The 17,838-nt window shown below is 75.1% G+C and carries 14 protein-coding genes; 9 read left to right on the top strand and 5 right to left on the bottom strand.

The window, feature by feature from the left end; translation table 11 throughout:
* The first annotated feature begins 53 nt into the window (after positions 1–53).
* Both ACIBPC_RS03600 and ACIBPC_RS03595 read left to right on the top strand, forming a co-directional pair.
* The gene (locus ACIBPC_RS03600; RefSeq protein ID WP_398840991.1) at positions 54–1,376 is read left to right on the top strand and encodes an FAD-binding oxidoreductase; all 1,323 of its coding nucleotides are present in this window, start codon (positions 54–56) and stop codon (positions 1,374–1,376) included.
* A complete protein-coding gene (locus ACIBPC_RS03595) occupies positions 1,373–2,695 on the top strand; it encodes an MFS transporter (RefSeq protein ID WP_398840990.1) in 1,323 nt (440 codons plus the stop codon). The genes ACIBPC_RS03600 and ACIBPC_RS03595 overlap by 4 nt, the downstream gene beginning before the upstream one ends.
* An 818-nt stretch (positions 2,696–3,513) precedes the next feature.
* Here ACIBPC_RS03595 and ACIBPC_RS03590 read toward each other — a convergent pair.
* A complete protein-coding gene (locus ACIBPC_RS03590; RefSeq protein WP_398840989.1) occupies positions 3,514–4,104 on the bottom strand; it encodes a hypothetical protein in 591 nt (196 codons plus the stop codon).
* A gap of 253 nt (positions 4,105–4,357) precedes the next feature.
* On the opposite strand from ACIBPC_RS03590, the gene ACIBPC_RS03585 reads away from it, so the two are divergent.
* Genes ACIBPC_RS03585 through ACIBPC_RS03560 form a run of 6 tightly spaced genes read left to right on the top strand, consistent with a single transcriptional unit; the run spans position 4,358 to position 11,407 of the window.
* A complete protein-coding gene (locus tag ACIBPC_RS03585) occupies positions 4,358–5,623 on the top strand; it encodes an extracellular solute-binding protein (protein WP_398840987.1) in 1,266 nt (421 codons plus the stop codon).
* Positions 5,624–5,646: 23 nt separating this feature from the next.
* Positions 5,647–6,567, top strand: a complete 921-nt coding sequence (locus ACIBPC_RS03580; RefSeq protein ID WP_362956050.1) for a sugar ABC transporter permease — start codon at positions 5,647–5,649, stop codon at positions 6,565–6,567.
* Positions 6,568–6,571: 4 nt separating this feature from the next.
* Positions 6,572–7,486 carry a carbohydrate ABC transporter permease gene (locus ACIBPC_RS03575; protein ID WP_398840985.1) on the top strand — a complete coding sequence of 305 codons (915 nt, stop codon included), beginning with the start codon at positions 6,572–6,574 and terminating at the stop codon, positions 7,484–7,486.
* The gene (locus tag ACIBPC_RS03570; protein WP_398840984.1) at positions 7,483–8,376 is read left to right on the top strand and encodes a sugar phosphate isomerase/epimerase family protein; all 894 of its coding nucleotides are present in this window, start codon (positions 7,483–7,485) and stop codon (positions 8,374–8,376) included. Before ACIBPC_RS03575 ends, ACIBPC_RS03570 begins: the two co-directional genes overlap by 4 nt.
* Positions 8,373–10,409, top strand: a complete 2,037-nt coding sequence (locus ACIBPC_RS03565) for a DUF2264 domain-containing protein (RefSeq protein WP_398840982.1) — start codon at positions 8,373–8,375, stop codon at positions 10,407–10,409. The genes ACIBPC_RS03570 and ACIBPC_RS03565 overlap by 4 nt, the downstream gene beginning before the upstream one ends.
* Positions 10,410–10,414: 5 nt before the next feature.
* Complete coding sequence (locus ACIBPC_RS03560) at positions 10,415–11,407, top strand: hydroxyacid dehydrogenase (protein WP_398840981.1); 993 nt, start codon at positions 10,415–10,417, stop codon at positions 11,405–11,407.
* 818 nt (positions 11,408–12,225) lie between these two features.
* Here ACIBPC_RS03560 and ACIBPC_RS03555 read toward each other — a convergent pair.
* From ACIBPC_RS03555 to ACIBPC_RS03545, 3 genes are all read right to left on the bottom strand, one after another.
* A complete protein-coding gene (locus tag ACIBPC_RS03555; RefSeq protein ID WP_398840979.1) occupies positions 12,226–14,139 on the bottom strand; it encodes a phosphatase PAP2 family protein in 1,914 nt (637 codons plus the stop codon).
* Between the two features lie 144 nt (positions 14,140–14,283).
* Positions 14,284–15,261, bottom strand: a complete 978-nt coding sequence (locus ACIBPC_RS03550) for an aldo/keto reductase (protein ID WP_398840978.1) — start codon at positions 15,259–15,261, stop codon at positions 14,284–14,286.
* 87 nt (positions 15,262–15,348) lie between these two features.
* Positions 15,349–15,807 (bottom strand): MarR family transcriptional regulator, encoded by a 459-nt coding sequence (locus ACIBPC_RS03545; RefSeq protein ID WP_362956032.1) that lies wholly within the window; start codon positions 15,805–15,807, stop codon positions 15,349–15,351.
* 91 nt (positions 15,808–15,898) lie between these two features.
* Between ACIBPC_RS03545 and ACIBPC_RS03540 the strand changes: the two genes are divergently transcribed.
* The gene (locus ACIBPC_RS03540; protein WP_398840976.1) at positions 15,899–16,846 is read left to right on the top strand and encodes a zinc-binding alcohol dehydrogenase family protein; all 948 of its coding nucleotides are present in this window, start codon (positions 15,899–15,901) and stop codon (positions 16,844–16,846) included.
* A gap of 3 nt (positions 16,847–16,849) precedes the next feature.
* On the opposite strand, the gene ACIBPC_RS03535 is transcribed toward ACIBPC_RS03540, so the two are convergent.
* Positions 16,850–17,770 carry an NADP-dependent oxidoreductase gene (locus ACIBPC_RS03535; protein ID WP_398840975.1) on the bottom strand — a complete coding sequence of 307 codons (921 nt, stop codon included), beginning with the start codon at positions 17,768–17,770 and terminating at the stop codon, positions 16,850–16,852.
* Positions 17,771–17,838: the final 68 nt, after the last annotated feature.

Genomic DNA, 17,838 nt, shown 5'->3' with positions numbered 1-17,838 from the left:
CGCCGCGCCCGACACTGCTGTCCGTAACCGCTGGCAGCAGGAGGGAACGGTCCATGACGGCACACCTGAGCGCGCTCCTCGCGCCGGGCGACGCGGGGTTCGAGGCGGAACTGGCGGGCTTCGACCTGGTGGCCAGGCACCGCCCGGCGTACGTGGTGCGGGCGGAGTCGGCGGCGGACGTGCAAGCGGCGGTGCGGTTCGCCGCCGGGCGCGGCCTCCCCGTGGGCGTCCAGGCGACCGGCCACGGCATCGCCGCCCCGGCCGACGGCGGCGTCCTCGTCAGCACGCGCCGGATGGACGCCGTGACAGTGGACCCCGGCGCCCGTACGGCGACGGTGGGGGCCGGTGCGCGCTGGGGGCAGGTCGTCGCCGCCGCCGCGCCGCACGGGCTGGCGCCGCTCAACGGGTCATCGCCGCTGGTCGGCGTCGTCGGCTACACGCTGGGCGGCGGGCTCGGGCCGCTCGGGCGCGCGTACGGCTGGGCGGCCGACCACGTGACCCGCGCCCAGCTCGTCACGGCGGACGGGGCCCTGCGGGACGTCACCCCCGACCGGCACGCGGACCTCTTCCGGGGCCTGCGCGGCGGTGGGAAGGCGGGCTTCGGCGTCGTGACGCGGCTGACGTTCGGCCTCGTCCCGGTGGCGCGGCTGTACGGCGGCGGCATCCGCTTCCCCGGCGAGCTGGCCGCGCCGCTGCTGCACGCCTGGCGGCGGTGGACGGCGGACGTGCCGGACGCCATGACGTCGTCGGTCGCGCTGCTGCGGCTGCCCGACGCGCCGGAGGTGCCCGCGTTCCTCCGGGGCCGCCTGACCGCGCACCTGCGGATCGCGTTCGACGGCCCCGACGAGGAGGGCGAGCGGCTCGTGCGCCCGCTGCGCGCCGTCGGGCCCGCGCTGGCGGACAGCGTGCGCGGGATGCCGTACGCGTCGGTCGCGGACATCCACCAGGACCCCACCGAGCCGCTGCCGTACCACGAGCGGAACATCGTGCTGCGCGCACTGGACGGGCAGGCCGTCGAACGGCTGCTGTCCCTCGCCGGTCCGGGCAGCCCGTGCGCCGACACGATGGTCGAACTGCGCCACCTGGGCGGCGCGCTGGCCCGCCCCGCGCCGGTACCCGACACGCTGTCGGCGCGGGACGGCGCGTTCACCCTCTCGACGCTGTCCCCGCCCGGGGTGCCGGACACGGTGCTGCACGGCATGGCGCCCTGGGGCACCGGCCGCCGTTACCCCAACTTCCTCGCCGGGCCCGGCGCGGCCGACGCCGCGCCGGAGTGCTTCTCCCCCGCCGACCTCGCCCGGCTGCGCGCGCTGAAGGCGGCCTACGACCCGGGGAACGTCTTCCGCCTCGGCCACACCCTGCGGGACGCCGCGTGAACGCCGGACCGCGCTACGGCGCGCTCTTCGGACCGGCCGTCTTCGGCGTCACGGCGGCGGGCGTCGCGCTGCCCGACGTGGCGGCGGCGCTGGACGCCACGCCGTCCGCCGTCGCCTGGGTCCTCACCGCGCACGCGCTGGCGCTCGGCGTCGGCACCGCGTTCTTCGGCCGCCTGGCCGACGCACGGGGGCTGCGGGTGTCGCTGCTCGCCGGTTCCGCGCTCCTGGCCGTGGGCGCGGTGGTGTGCCTGCTGGCCCCCGGGCTCGGGACGCTCGTCGCCGGGCGGCTCGTCCTGGCGGCGGGGTCGGGCGCGATGACGTCCGGCGCGGTGACGCTCTGCGCCTCGGCCGCGCCGGAGGAACGGGCCCGGGTGCTCGCGGGGTTCGGCGCGGTGGTGGCGGTCTTCTCGGCGGGCGCGACGCTCGCGGGCGGCGTGCTCACGGCGTGGGTGACGTGGCGCGTGGCGCTGGTGCTGCCCGCGCTGTCGCTGCTCGCGGTGCCGCTGTGCCTGCGCGCCGCCGGGGCGCGGCGGGGGTCGGGGCGCCGGCTGGACCTGCCGGGGGCGGCGCTGCTGACGGTGGCCGCCGCGTCGTTCCTGCTGCTGGTGCAGGTGCCTGCGCTGGGGCTGGGGGCGAGGGTCGGGGTGGCGCTGGGCGCCGCGTTCGTGGGGGCGGGCGGGCTGCTGGCGTGGCGGGTGCGGACGGCGGAGGGGGCGTTCGTACCGGGGTGGCTGGTCGCGGACCGGCTGTTCCTGCGGGTGGCGGCGACGGGGGCGTGCGTGTACGCGGGGCTGTTCGCGGCGATGTACGTGACGCCGCAGATCCTCGTGCGGGAGCACGGCTGGGGGGTGACGGCGGTCGGGGCGTGGCTGCTGCCGGGGGCGGTCGTGGGGGCGGTGCTGTCGCGGCTGGCGGGGCGGCTGCCGGTGGCGGCGGGCGGTGCGCCGCTGCTGGCCGGGACGGCGCTGGCGATGGCGGCGGTGTCGGCCGCGGGGTCGTGGGTGACGGCGGCGGCGGTGCCGGTCGCCGGGGCGTCGCTGGGCTTCGCGGCGTTCGCCGTCACGCAGGTCGTCGGGACGGCGCTGCTGTCGGGGCGGGTCGAACCGGCGCAGCGGGGAGGGGCGTTGGGGCTGCTGAACCTCGCGTTCTTCGTCGGCGGCGGGATCGGCAGCGCGACGGCGGGGGCGCTCGCCGCGTACGTCTCCCTCGGTGCGGTGCTCGGCGTGGTCGCGGCCTTCCCGCTGCTGGCGGCGGTGTCGGCGCTGACGCTGGCGGGCCGCGGCGGGCCGCCCGTGGCGGGGCCGGGGGGCGGCCGGTGAGCCCGGCGCGTACACGGGCTCCGACGGCGCGGCACGTGGGCGTCGGTGACCTCGGACGACGAGCACCGCGCGCGGGGGCGTTTGACGCGGACGGGCCCGCCGGTCCCCGGGCGGGCGCGGGGCGATCCGGTCGTCGAGGACGGCGTTTGGTGTGAACGACACTGTGGCGGTGGACGGCGCGCGCCGCCGCTGCGGCAACCCCCTGGGCGAGGCGGTCTCCGGAGCCGACCGGCCGTAGGGACTCCCCCGAGGCCGCGCCGGACGGGTCTTCACCCGTGCGAAGTCGCGGCAGGTTCTCCCGCGACTGCCGTCTCAGAGGCCACAGCGTGCCCGATAGCGCCCGCCTGCACGCCCCCGCCCCTCACCCAGCGGACGAGCGGCCCGCTCAGCCGGACGGCAGCTCGCGGGGGCGGCGGCGGCCAAGGGTCGGGGTCCAGCGCCGGGACGAACCCCGCTCCCACGACCGCCAGCGCGGGCGCGAAGCCCGCCACGAGGGGACGGCACGACCGGCCGTACGGACTCCCCCAGGCCCGCGCCGGACGTGACCTCGCCGGTCTTCCCGACCGGTCGCGCAGGCGAACGCGGCAGCCGGACAGCAGCTCACGGGGGTGGCGGCGGGCAGGAGGCAAGGGCCAGCACGTGATCAGCCCGGGGACGAGCCACGTTCCCACGACCGCCAGCGAGGGCGCGAAGCCCGTCGGTGCCGACCACCAGGGGACCGCACGACCCACCGCACGGACTCCCCCAGGTCCGCGCCGGACGCAACCTCGCCGGTCCTTCCCGACCGGTCGCGCGGGCGAATGTGGCAGCCGTCCCGCTCAGTCGGCGTGCAGCTCGCGGGGGTGGCGGCGGCCAGGTGTCAGGGTCCAGCGGGTGATCAGCGCGGGGACGAGCCCCGTTCCCACGATCGCCAGCGCGGGCGCGAAGCCCATCAGCGCCAGCCACGTGAGGAACTGCACGACCGCCAGCGCGGCGTGCAGCGGCCGGGCCGCCAGCAGCGCGGCGGCGGGCGCGAGCCAGGTGCGCCAGTGCGTGCCGCGCCGCTCCTCGGCCGCCTGGAGGACGGCGAGCCACCAGCCCGTGCCGAGGCCGAGCAGCGCGACGAGGACGACGAGCCCGGCCGTCCCCGGCCAGCCGCCCGCCGCGTACCAGAACGGGATGCCCGCCAGGAAGCCGGCCGACGCCGCCGCGACCAGCACGCCGAGCGGCCACGCCTCGCGGCAGGCGGCGCGGAACTCCCGCAGGTAGGTGCCGACGCCCGTCACCCGCCCGGCGCGCTGCTCGGCGAGCTGCCGCTGGAGGGCGACGGCGGCAGGCGCGTACGTGACGAGCGGCAGCGCGCAGACGAGGAACGTGAGCTGGAGTATCAGGGCATTGCCCACCGTCGTGAGCGCCGAGGTGACCCGCATCGCCCTTCGCCTCCCTTGGCGTGTACGCCGGTCCGCCGCAGGGGTCCCGGAGTGGCCGGAAACCGCCGCCGGGCGGCCCGCGGGGCGGGGGAACAGCCGTTCCACCCGCCGTCTGGAGTGTCACACAGTAATCGAAACCTCCCTGGAAAAGTCGAGACTGCTACAGCCTTGTAAACCCGGGAACCGTGGTGCTAGCTTCCACGGAAAGCGCTTGCTATGGGGCAGGCGCCACCCCTGGGAAGGTGGAAACCGCATGTCAGGCAGGGCTTTGGCCGCCGTGCTCGCCACCCTCGCGGCGGTGACCACGACGCTGACCGGCTGCTCGGCCGACCACGGGGACGCCAACACGCTCCGTGTTCTTCTGGCCAACTTCCCGGCGAACAATCAAGGTCAGGCCGTCTACGACGACATCGTGGACATATTCCACGAGTCGTACCCCGACGTGAAGGTCGAGGCGGACTTCGTCCCGTACGACAACCTCAACGCCAAGATCGCCACCTCGCTGGCCGCCGGCACGACGTACGACGTGATCTCCGCCGGTGTCGGCTGGATACAGCCGCTCGCCGGACTCGGCGCCATCGGCAGCCTGGAGGACGACGGCTTCAGCACCGAGGAGCTGGAGGAACGGGTCTACCCGTCGTTCATCCCGCCGATGCTCCAGGACGGCGAGCTGTACGGGGTCCCGATCGTGGCCAACCCGCGCGTACTGGCCTACAGCAGGAGCGCGTTCGAGGCGGCCGGGCTCGACCCGGACCGCCCGCCGCGGGACTTCGGCGAACTGGTCGCCGACGCCGAGGCGCTGACGCAGCGCGACGCGGACGGCGAGATCACCCAGGCCGGATTCGACTTCTGGGCCAAACCGAGCAGCTACCGGCAGCAGTTCGTGGCCTTCCTCGGCGCGGCGGGCGGCACGCTCTTCGACGGCACCGAACCGCGCTTCGACGGCCCCGAGGGCGTCAGCGCCCTGACCACCATGCGCGACCTGATCGCGGACGGCTCCTCGCAGTACGGCTACCAGAACACGGCGCAGACCTCCCTCGTGACGGCGGGCCAGGCGGGCATGGGCTTCGCCAGCCCGTACGTGGACTGCTCGGACGGCGAGGGCGGCATCGGCGCCGCCAAATGCGACGACCTCGTGTACTTCAGCCTCCAGGACGCGCAGCCGTCGATGTTCACCGGCGGCCGGATCGCGTCGATGGGCGCGCAGACCGAACTGCCGGAGGCCGCCGCCGGGTTCATCCGCGCGATGCAGGATCCGGCGACGCAGGAGGCCATCTCCGTGATGGACGTCGGCGTGCCGGTGGACAAGGCCGCCGCCGACTCGGACTTCGTGCGCGGCAACCCCGCGAGCACGTACGCGGTCGACCACCTGGACACCGCGATCATGGAATACGGCGGGACCAACTTCCTGGAGTTCCGCTCCGCGGGCGGCTGGGCCCTGGACGAGGCGCTCCTCGGCCAGACATCCCCGGACGACGCCCTCTCCTCGCTGGCCGACCTGTCTCGGACCAGAACATGACCACCGGTTCGGAGCTTTCCCCCGTGTCTGTCGTCAACGCACCCTCACCGGCCGGGCGGCGCCGCCGCCGCGGCGGGGTGGAGAGGGCCAGGGCGCGAGCCGGCTGGTTCCTGCTGGCGCCCGCCTTCCTCCACTCCCTCGTCTTCATCGCGATCCCCGTCGTGACCGTCGTCGCGCTCAGCTTCACCGACACCAGGGTGATCGGCGGCGGTTCGTGGATCGGGCTGTCCAACTACACCGAGCTGCTGGACGATCCGCTGTTCCGCAAGGCGGTCGGGCACACCATCGTGTACACGATCGCGGTCGTGCCCGTCGCGATGGCCATCGCCATCCTGGTCGCCATCGGGCTGAACCAGAACATCCGCGGCCGCGCCGTCTTCCGCACCCTCTTCTACATCCCCGTCGTCACCTCGACGGTCGCGGTCGCCGCCGTGTGGCTGTGGATCTACAACCCGTCGAGCGGTCTCGGCAACGAGGTGCTGTCCTTCCTCGGCCTGTCGCGCTCCGGCTGGCTGACCGACCCGGACTCGGCGCTGCCCGCGCTGATGGCCATCGGCATCTGGCAGGGCCTCGGCGCGAAGATGGTGCTGTACCTGGCGGCGCTGCAGAACGTGTCGCCCGAGCTGGTCGAGGCGGCGCGGCTGGACGGCGCGAACCGCTGGCAGGTCTTCTGGAACGTGACCTGGCCCGCCCTCGCCCCGGCGCACTTCTTCGTGCTGGTGACGTCGATCGCGTCCTCGTTCCAGGTGTTCGACCTCGTCTTCGTCACCACCAACGGCGGTCCGGCGAACGCGACCAACGTCCTGGCGTTCGACATCTTCCTGAACGCGTTCCAGCGGCTCGACACCGGCTACGCGGCGGCCGAGACCGTGGTGATGCTCCTGATCGTCGGCGCCTTCGTATACCTCGGGCGCCTCACCCAGCGCGACCGGAAGGAGGTGTAGGACCGTGGCGACACCCACCCGGGCCCCCGCGGCCCCCGCGAAGCCGGTCTCGTACCGGCCGCCGAGCGTCCGCGCCGGACGGGCACTGCTGTACGTGGTGCTGAGCGTCGGCGGCCTGCTGATGGTCGCGCCGTTCCTGTGGATGGTGCTGACGTCGTTCAAGTCCATGGGCGAGGTGGAGGCGTTCTCCTGGCTGCCGGACGGCATCCAGTGGCGCAACTACACGGACGCCCTGGACGCGGCGCCGTTCGGCATGTACTTCCGCAACAGCCTGATCGTCGTGGTCGGGCAGACGATCCCGGTGCTGATCCTGTCCACGGCGGCCGGGTACGCGCTGGCGCACCTGCCGGTGAAGGGCAGCAGGACGTTCCTGAACTACTTCATCGTGCTGCTGACGGTCCCGTTCCAGGTGCTGATCGTGCCGCTGTTCCACGTCGTGCGGCACATCCCGCTCGCCGGGGGCAACGACATCCTCGGCACGGGCGGCACCGGCTGGATCAACACATGGGCGGCGCTGATCGTCCCGTTCGTCTCGGGGCCGATGTACGTGTTCCTGGCGCGGCAGTTCTTCATCTCGCTGCCGGGCGAGCTGGCGGACGCGGCGCGCGTGGACGGCGTGTCGGAGCTGGGCATCTTCCTGCGGATCATGATGCCGCTGGCGAAGCCCGCGCTGGTGACGATCGCGCTGTTCAACATGGAGTCGGCGTGGAACGGCTTCCTGTGGCCGCTGGTGGCGACCGCGTCGGAGAACCTGCGTCCGCTCCAGTTCGGCCTGGCGACGTTCGCGCAGAGCAGCGACATCCAGTGGCCGTTCCTGATGGCGATGTCGGCGGTGGCGACGCTGCCGATGATCCTGGTGTTCGTCCTGGGCCAGCGGTACTTCATCGCGGGCCTGGCCAACACGGGGCTCAAGGGATGAGCCCGCTGCCCGCGCCGCGGGCGGCGCGCGACCGGCTCGGCTTCGCGACGCTCGGCTGCCCCGGCGCGCCGCCCGCCGAAGTCGCCGCGCTCGCCCGGCGGCACGGCTGCCCGTACGTCGAACTGCGGGCCGCCGAGGGCGAGTTCCTGCACACCGGGCTGCCCGCCGCGCGGGTGGCCCGGGTGCGGGCCGGGCTGGAGTCGGCCGGCCTCGCGGTGCTCGCGCTGAACACCTACGTACGGCTGTGCGCGCCGTCCGCCGGGCCGGGCGACGACCAGCGGGACGCGCTGCTCGCCCATGTGGACCTCGCCGCGGCGTCGGGCGCGCGGGCCGTGCGTGCCTTCATGAACGATCCGAGCAGCATGAACGATCCGGGCGAACGGGGCGGCGCCGCGCCGACCGAGGGCGAGCGGCGCGCGCTGGACCGGCTCGCGCACGTCGCGCCGCACGCCGCCGCGGCGGGCGTCACCATCGCCGTCGAGACCCACGACTCGCACTCCCGCGCCGACCGCACCGCCCGTTTCCTCACCCTCCTCGACCGCGAGGCACCCGGCCACGGCTGCGGCGTCGTCTGGGACACCGCGCACACCTGGACGCACGGCGAGACACCCGCCGAAAGCCTCGCCCTCCTGCGGCCCTGGCTGGCGTACGCGCAGATCAAGGACGTACGCGCACCCGCCGATCCTGTGCCCGTCCCGCTGGGCACCGGCGGCTATCCGGTGGACGCCCTGGCCGCCGCACTGCGCGCCGACGGCTACGCGGGCCCGCTGTCCCTCGAATGGGAGCGGATGTGGCACCCGGAGCTGCCCACCCTCGACGAGGCGCTGACCCACGTACGCACCTGGGCCGCGCCCCTGCTCACCGATCCCCCGGAGGAATCCCCCGCATGACCCCCACCCCGCTCGAACTGCCCGGCACCGACCGCTTCGCCGCCGCGCTCACGCGGGTCGCGTCGCCCCCGGAGGACCGCGCGCTGAGCCCGCACACCGGCCTGACCCGCGCCCACTGGCTCGCGGTGGCCGACGACCTGCTGCTGTCGGCCGCCCGCTACCGCTCCCCCGGCGGCGCGCGCATCGACCTGCCGGGCCCGGCGTCGCAGCAGGGCGTGCGGACGGACGGCCTGGAGGGGTTCGCCAGGACGTTCCTGCTCGCCGCGTTCCGGCACGTCGGCGAGGGCGGCGCCGACCCGCACGGCCACCTGGACCGCTACCTGGAGGGCGTCGTCGCGGGCACGCGCCACCCGGGCCGGGACGACACCGACGCCTGGCCGGTGATCGGGCACGTGGGGCGGCACGGGCAGGCGCACGTCGAGGCGGCCTCCGTGGCGCTCAGCCTGCACCTCACCAGGGCCGACTCGTGGGAGCGGCTCTCCCCCGGCGAGCGCGACCGGCTCGACGCCTGGCTGCGCCACGCGCTGCGGCACGAGCCGTCGTCCAACAACTGGTACCTCTTCCCGCTGACCATCGCGAGCTTCCTGGAGGGCGTGGGCCGCGGCGACGCGGAGACGGCGTACGTCATCGCGCGCGGCCTCGGCCTGATCGAGCAGTGGTACCGGGGCGAGGGCTGGTACTCGGACGGCGACGGGCAGGCGTTCGACCACTACGTGGGCTGGGCGCTGCACCTCTACCCGCTGCTGCACGCGCGGCTGCGGGGCGACGAGGCGCTGCTGGGGCGGCTCGGGGACCGGCTTGAGGAGTTCCTCGGCAGCTACGCGCCGACGTTCGACCGCAACGGCGCGCCGCTGCACCACGGCCGGTCGCTGACGTACCGCACGGGCACGCTGGCCGCCGTCGCGATGGGCGAGGTCACCGGCCGCACGCCGCTGACGCACGGGCAGTCGCGGCGCGTCCTGTCCGCCTGCCTGCGCTACTTCCTCGACCGGGGCGCGACGACGGACGGCGTGTTCAGCCTCGGCTGGCACGGGCCGCACAGCGAGCCGACGCTGCAGCGCTACTCGGGGCCGGGCTCGCCGTACTGGGCGTCGAAGGGATTCGCGGCGCTGATGCTCCCGGCGGACCACGGCCTGTGGACGGCGACGGAGGAGGCACCGGCGTACGAGCGGGAGGACTTCGTGCGCAGCATCCTGCCCACAGGGCTGCTCGTGCAGCGCACCGCGCGGGACGGGCTCGTCCGCGTGCACAACCACGGCAGCGACCACATCAAGCCGCACCAGGCGGACGCCGGGGCGCCCGATCCGCTGTACGCGCGGCTCGCGTATTCGACGCGGACCGGGCCGACGCCGCTGCACAACGCGCCCGACAACGACGTCTCGGTGCGCTACCGGGGGGTCTGGAGCGTACGGCGCCGCATCCACCGGGCGGGGGGCGGGGACAACTGGATCGCGTCCTGGCACGCGCCGCGCTTCGCGGACTTCGCGCCGTTCGAGGCGAGCCCGGACGCGCCGGGCGGGCCGGTGCTGCCGTCGGTGCGCATCGACAGCGCGGTGGCGGTGGACGGGCCGTGGGAGGTGCGCGTGCACCGGCTGTGGAACGTGCCGCCCGGCGCGCCAGTGCGGCTGTCCGGCTGGGCGGTGGCGGGTGCGGATCCTGAGTCACTGGTGACGGAGCAGGCGGACGGGTCTGTGGCGGTGTCGGCCGAGGTGGACGGGGCGCCGCTGGCGTCGCGGCTGCTGGGGCTGCACGGCTGGGCGGAGGCGCGTACCGAGATCGCCCCTGCGGGGACGGCCTATGGGCGGTGGGCAGTGGTGCCGCAGCTGTACGGCGAGGCGGGCGGCGGGCTGTACGTCGCGCTGGCGTCGCTGGACAGCGAGGAGTCCACGGCGGCGCCGTCGGCGGACACCGCCGGGGCACGGGCCGAGGTGGAGGACGGCGGGCGGGTGCGCGTCGTCTGGGCGAGCGGGCGGGCGGACACGGTGATCGACATGGACGCGGTGGCCGCGGTGGCCGTCGCGGCGTGGCGGTGAGTGGCGTGGCGGACGGGCGAGTCACGATCGCGCTCGACCTGCGGGACGAGCTGGCAGACGACCTGTTCGACGCGGCCCTGCTGGCGCGGCTGGCGGCGTGCGGCGCGGTCGTGCGGACCGGGGGCAGCGGCGACGCGGCCGTACGGGCGGGCGCGGACGTGCTGGTGACGGGCTGGGGCACGCCGCCGCTGCCGGAGCGGCGGGAGGCGCTCGGCCGGGTGCGGCTGGTCGCGCACAGCGCGGGCACGGTACGGCGGCTCGTACCGAAGTCGCTGGTGGCCGACGGGGTGTCGCTCAGTCACGCGGCGGCGGGTATGGCGCGTTCGGTGGCGGAACTGGCGCTGTGGTTCACGATCGGGCACCTGCGGTCGCTGCACAGTGTGGAGCGTGCGATGCACGGCGGGCGGGACTGGGCCGCCGCGCAGGCGGTGCCCCTGGGCACGACGGTGGCGGGCACACGGATCGGAGTGGTGGGCGCCAGCAGGGTGGGCCGGGTGTACATCGAGCTGGTGCGCGCGCTGGGCGCGACCGTGCCGGTGTACGACCCGTACCTCCCGGCGGCGGAGGCGGAGCGGCTGGGCGTGGTGCCCACCCCGCTGGACGAACTGCTGGCCGGCTGCCCGGTCGTCGCGCTGCACGCGCCGGTGACGGACGAGACGCGCGGCATGCTCGACGCGCGGCGGCTCGCGCTGATCCCGGACGGCGGCGTGCTCGTCAACACGGCGCGCTCGGCGCTGATCGACGGGCCCGCGCTGGTCGCGGAGCTGCGGTCGGGCCGCATCTCGGCGGCGCTCGACGTCTTCGACGACGAGCCGCTGACGCCGGGCGATCCGCTGTGGGGGCTGCCGAACGTCACGCTGACCCCGCACATCGGCGCGGCCACGCGGCACTCGCGCCGCACGCAGGGCGCGATCGTGGTGGCGGAGATCGAGCGCTTCCTGCGCGACGAGCCGCTGGAGCACGCGATCCGCGCCGACACATACGACCGCCTGGCCTGACACCCCGGGCGTCGCCGCCGCGACGGACACGGCGCGGCGGCGACGACGGTGACCGGCGAGCCCGGGCACGACCGGCCCCGCCGCCTATGAGGACGGCGGGGCCGTGACGGACACGCGCCAAATCCCGAGCGGGGGGCGCGCCGACGACGGCCAGGACGCCGGTGACCAGCAGGCAAGTCCGGGCACGACCGGCCCAACGGCCCCGCGCCGTCCGGCGAACCAGCGGAACGCGGTCGCGGCGGCCTGACCACCGCCCACGGCAGGAACGCGCGCCCGGCGCGAGCAGACACCCCGGGCGGGATCGGGACGAAGCGGTCCCGGCCGCCCACGACCGTCACCACACCCGCGCGCCCGGCGCTGACTCGCGAAGACAGCGGTGAGACGGCCGAGCACACCGCACCACGTCACAGCGAAGCGCCCCGGAGTCGGTCGCCCCTACCCCGCGCCTTCCTCCCCGGAAGACCGAAGACAGCCACACCGTCCGGCCGCGCCCACGGCAGGAACGGGCCGACCACCGCCGCCACACCTGTGCGCTCCGGCGCCACCGCTGACGGCAGAACGGCACGCCCCGGCGCTGTCGTCGCAAAGGGGGCGGTGAGGCGGCCGAGCAGACTGCGGCACGCCGCAACGGAGTCCCTGGGGTCGGTGACCCCACTCCGCTTCCCTCCCCGAAAGACCAGGGACAACACAGCAGTCCGGCCGCGCCGGGCGGCTGCACCACCTCCACGTCACCGCACCCGCCCCCGCCCCGGACGCCACCGCGTACCAGTCGCCGCGGACAGCGGTCGTGCCCGTGGCGCGCCGCTGGTCCGGCGGGGTCAGGCTCGGGCGGGGAGGCGGTCCTCCCCGCCGTCGGCACGCTCCGCCGCTCCGGTGGCCATCTCCCGTGCCGCCAGGGCGCGGCCGATCGCGCGGGAGGTGGCGAAGCCGAGGACGACGACGAGGACGCCGCCCGCCGCGTCCAGCAGGTAGTGGTTCGCCGTGCCGACGATGACGAGGGTGGTCGCCGCCGGGTAGACGAAGCCCAGCACGCGCAGCCACGCGTACGGGGCGTACCGCCACAGCACCAGCGCACACCACAGCGACCAGCCGACGTGCAGCGACGGCATGGCGGCGTACGGGTTGGTGACGCCGGTGAGCGCGCCGAAGCGCGGGTCGTCGAGGTCCTGGGGGCCGTTGGCCGTGTCGATGTAGCCGAGGCCGGGCATCAGGCGCGGCGGGGCGAGCGGGTAGAGCCAGAAACCGGCCAGGCCGAAGAGCGTGGTGAACGCGAGTGCGCGCCGGGCCCTGCGGTACGCGCCGGGGTGGCGCACGAGGAGCCAGCCAAGGATCGTCAGGGGAACGGCGAAGTGGAACGTGCCGTAGTACACGTCCATGGTGTCCGCGAGCCAGGGCCGGTCCGCCACGAAGTGGTTGACCGCGTGCTCGATGTCGATGCGCAGGAAGCGTTCGATGTCGAGGATCTGGTGGCCGTGCGCCTCGACGGTCTCGCGGTCACCGCGCACGTAGCCGCGTACGTAGGAGTAGGCCCAGTAGCCGACGCGGATCAGGGCGAGTTCGAGCAGCAGGTTCGGCCGGGAGGCGAGGCCCGCGCGTGCCGGGTGGGACCACAGCTCGGAGTCGCGGTGCAGGAAGCGCAGCACGCATGTGGCGAGCAGGACGCAGATCAGCGGGATGTTGTCGGCGAAGACGGCCAGCGAGTCCATCTTCGGCAGCAGGGCGTCCCCGGGCACGAGCAGGGCGAGGACGACGAACACCGGCCACATGGGGCGGTCGGCGGTGCGGCGGCCGACCTGTCCGGCGAGGGCGAGGGCCAGCCACAGCTGGGCCTGCTGCGGGGCGGCGGGGGTGGCGGCCAGGGCGGCGCAGCCGATGAGGGCGGCGGCCAGCAGCGGCTGTCCGTCCGTGGTGTAACGGGCGGCGCGGCGCAGGGCGAGCGCGCAGACGGCGGCGGCCAGTGCCGTGAACAGGACGATCTCGCCGGGGCCGCTGAGCCCCAGTCGCAGCAGTGCACCGTGGAGTGATTGGTTGGCGGTGTCGTCGGGGGCGGGTTCGAGCCCTGCGCCCGCGAGGTGGTGCAGCCAGAACGTGGCGGAGTCGCCGGGCAGCAGCGCCCACGCGGCGGCGGTGACGGCGGCGAACGTGCCGGCGGTGAGCACCGCCGCGTTGCGTCGGCCCGTCAGCAGGAACAGCGGGGCGAAGAGGAGCAGTGCGGGCTGGAGGGCGGCGGCCGCGCCGATGAACGCGGCGCCGTACGGGCGGCGTGCGGCGAGCAGCCAGCCGGCCAGGGCCAGCGGGACGGCGACGATGTCGAGCCGCGCCTCGGTGACGGTCTCGCGCACGGGGATGGCGGCGACGAGCAGCGCGATCCCTGCGGGGAGCGCCCATGTGCGCTGCGCGGCGGGCAGGGCGCGGCACGCGATGACGGCCACCGCGACGGCGGCGAGCAGGACGGCGCACGCCCAGGCGGCGCCTTCCCCGGTGACGGCGGTGACGGCCTTCAGCAGCAGCGCGGCGGCCGGTGTGCCGCTGAAGCCGCCCGCGTCATGGAGCGGCAGGCCGTCGTCGTCAAGCCAGGCGGGGCGGCCGGTGAGCCGTTCCCCGCCGGGCAGGCCGAGGACGGCGGCGAGGCGGTGGACGACGACGGCCGCGGCCAGCAGCCACAGCGCGCACAGGACGACGGGGCGGACGCGGGACGCGCGCCCGCCCCTCGCGATCTCGGTCTCCGCCACCCGTACGCCTTCTGGACTTCGTCTGCTGAATGCCGCGTGCCGTCCGCTGTCTGCCCGGTGAACGGCCGATGTCCCGAGAATCTACCCGGCGCGCCCCGGCGGCGTGCGAGGCGGGGGCACGCGCCGCCCGGCGGGGGCGTCGGTTCAGAAGCCTTCCGGCAGGCGGGGGACGTAGGGCGCGGCCAGGCGGTCGAGTTCGTCGTCGGTGAGGTCGAGGTCCACGGCGGCCACCGCGTCGGTGAGGTGCTGCTCGCGCGTCACGCCGACGATCGGCGCGGTCACCGGCGCCTGGTGGAGCAGCCAGGCGAGCGCGACCTGCGCGCGCGTCACGCCCCGTTCGGCCGCGACCGCGCCGACCGCCTCGATCACCGCGCGGTCGGACTCCTCCGCCTGCCGGTACAGGCGCGCGCCGAACGCGTCGTTCTCGCTGCGCCGCGTCACCGTCTCCGGGGCGCGGGCGAGCCGGCCGCGCGCGAGCGGGCTCCACGGGAGGACGCCGACGCCCTGGTCCAGGCAGTACGGCAGCATCTCGCGCTCCTCCTCGCGCATGATCAGGCTGTACTGGTCCTGCATCGAGACGAAGCGCGTCCAGCCGTTCAGGTCGGCCGCGTGCTGCATGGTCGCGAACTGCCAGGCCCACATGGACGAGGCGCCGATGTAGCGGACCTTCCCGGCGCGTACGAGGTCGTGCAGCGCCTCCATCGTCTCCTCGACCGGCGCCTCCGGGTCGTAGCGGTGGATCTGGTAGAGGTCGATGTGGTCGGTGCCGAGGCGGCGCAGGCTGGCGTCGCACTGGGCGAGGATCGCGGCGCGCGACAGGCCGCTGTCCTTCGGCCCGTCGCCCATGCGGCCGTACACCTTGGTCGCGATGACGACCTCGTCGCGGCGGGCGAACTCGCCGAGCAGCTTCCCCGTGATGACCTCGCTGTCGCCCAGCGAGTACGAGTTCGCGGTGTCGAAGGTGGTGATGCCCGCCTCGATCGCGGCGCGGACGAACGGCCTGGCCTCCTCGATGCCGAACGACCAGCTGTGCGTGCCGCGGCCGGGGTCGCCGAAGCTCATGCAGCCGAGGACGATCCGCGAGACGCGCAGTCCCGAACCGCCCAGGCGTGTGTACTCCATCGGTGCTCCTGTGGTCGCCGGTGTGTGGTGGGGCACATGGTGCCCGCGCCAGTCTCCCGCCCCGGGCGGCCGGGCGGGACGCGGGGTTCAGCGGGCGGGGCGGGGGGCGGGCGTCTGCTCGGCGAGGACGGCGGTGGCCCGGTCGAGGAGGCGGCAGATCTCCCGGTGCTCCTCGGGTGTGAAGCGGTCGGTCAGGGCGCGTTCGAGGACGATGACCTCCTCGTACGCGCGGTCGAGCACGGCGCGGCCGGCGGGCGTGAGGGTCGAGGTCATGACCTTGGCGTGGACCGGGGAGGGCCGCCGTTCGATCAGCTCCTTGGCCCGCAGGCCGTTGAGGACGGTGGCCATGCTCTGCTGCGAGACGCCGCAGGCGCGGGCCAGTTGGGCGCCTGACATGCCGTCCCGGCGGGAGAGCGCGAGCAGGACCGTGTACTGGGTCATGGTCAGGCCGTGGGCGCGCAGGACCGCCTCGTGGTGGCCCATGAGGGCCTGCTCGGCGCGGCGGATGCGGGTGCACAGGTACTCCTCGACGGGCACGTCGTCCATGTGTCGCAACTTCCTGAGTTGACTCAACTGGTTGATACTGCCTAGTGTTCGAGTCTCAGGATACTGAGACAGCACAGGAGGATGAGAGACGATGCGCGCAGTGACCCTGGGCACGGACGGCCGGTTCAGCGTGGCGGAGGCCCCCGAGCCGGTGCCAGGTCCCGGCGAGGTGGAGGTCGAGGTGACGCACGCCGGAGTGCAGTGGGGCGACGTCCTGGTCCGGGACGGGCACTTCCCCGTACCGCGGCCGTTCGTCCCCGGCTTCGAGGCGGCGGGCAGGATCGGCGCGGTCGGTGAGGGGGTGGACCCGGGGCGGGTCGGGGAGCGGGTCGTGGCGCTGCTGACGGGGGGCGGGTTCGCGGAGGTGGCGGTCGCGCCCGCGGCGCTGGCGGTCGCGGCGGGCGGGCTCGACGGCCGTACGGCGGCGGCCTCCGGCTGGACGACGCCGACCGCGTACGACCTGGTCGGGACGGTGGCGCGCGTGCGGCCAGGCGAGAGCGTGCTCGTCCACGCGGCGGCGGGCGGGGTGGGCGGCCAGGCGGTGCAGTTCGCGCGGCTGGCCGGGGCGGGGCGGATCGTCGGCGTGGTCGGCGGCCGGGAGCAGGCGGAGTACGCCGCGCGGTACGGCTGCGACCGGGTGGTGACGCGCGACGCGTTCCCGGCCGCGCTGGAGGGCGAGGCGTTCGACGTCGTCCTCGACCCGGTCGGCGGCGCGACCCGGCGCGCGAACCTCACGCTGCTCGCGCCCCACGGACGGCTCGTGGTCTACGGCAACATCGCCACGTTCGAGCCGGTCACCGTCTCGGCCAACGACCTGCTCGGCCAGGGCCAGTCCCTGCTGGCCTACAACAGCAGCCTGCTCGCCACCACGCACCCGGCGCGGCTGGCCGGCAGCGCCGCCTTGGCGCTGGCCGAGGTGGCGGCGGGGCGGGTGCGGATCGACGTCACCGCCGAGTACGCGCTCGCGGAGACCGGGGAGGCCGTCGGACGGCTCGCGGAGGGGAGGACGCGCGGCAAGTCCGTCGTGCGCGTCCGCTGAGGGTCAGGGCACCAGGACGATCTTGCCCAGCGTGTGGCCGCCCTCCAGGTCGCGGTACGCGTCGCGCACCTCGTCCAGGGGGTAGGCGCGGGCGATGGGCAGCTCCAGTTCGCCGCTGTGCAGCTGGGCGGCGAGGGCGGCCAGCACGTCGGCGTTCGCCCCGGCGGCGTTGCCGTCCGTCTTCGCGCCGTGCCGCTCGGCGGCGTCGAAGTCGATGACGGTGTTGATCCGCTCGGGGCGCACGCCCAGTTCGACGGCGAGCTGCACGTAGCCGTCGCCGTGCGTGTCGATGAACGCGTCCGGCGCCCGGCCCGCGACCGCCCGCAGCCGGTCGGCGACACCCGCGCCGTGCGCGACGGGGACGATGCCGTGCTCGGCGAGCCAGTCGTGATGCGCCGGGCCCGCCAGGCCGAGGACGGTCGCGCCCGCGTTCCTCGCCAGCTGGGAGGCGACCGTCCCGACGCCGCCCGCCGCGCCGGAGACCACGACGGTGTCGCCCGTCGTCACGCCGACCGCCCGTACGCAGGCCCAGGCCGTCGTGCCGACGACGGGGAGGCCGCCCGCGACCTCCCAGGAGACGCCGGTGGGGCGCGGCGTGAAGTTCCGCGCGTCCACGGCGACGAACTCGGCCTGGCTCGCCCGGTCGTCGGTGAAGCCGAACACCTCGTCGCCCGGCGCGAACGCCGTCACGTCCGCCCCGGCGCCGGTCACCACGCCCGCCAGGTCGCTGCCCTGGCCCGAGGGGAACGACGCGGGCCACATCGCGTCCAGCAGCCCCTTGCGGATGCCTGCCTCGCCGGGGTTGATCCCGGCGGCCTTCACCTCGACGAGGACCTGCCCCGGGCCCGGCACCGGGCGCGGCACCTCCACGACCCGCAGGACGTCGACGTCCCCGTACTCGTCGAACCTCACAGCGCGCGGCATACCGGCTCCTCTCGCGGGCTCCGTCCCTCTCTCGGCCCCCCGCCCGATCCCCCGCACGGCCTCCGGTC

Origin of the sequence: Streptomyces sp. NPDC049879 (assembly GCF_044461265.1) — a bacterium.
Taxonomy (GTDB): domain Bacteria; phylum Actinomycetota; class Actinomycetes; order Streptomycetales; family Streptomycetaceae; genus Streptomyces.
This window is presented reverse-complemented; position numbering and strand designations above follow the sequence as displayed.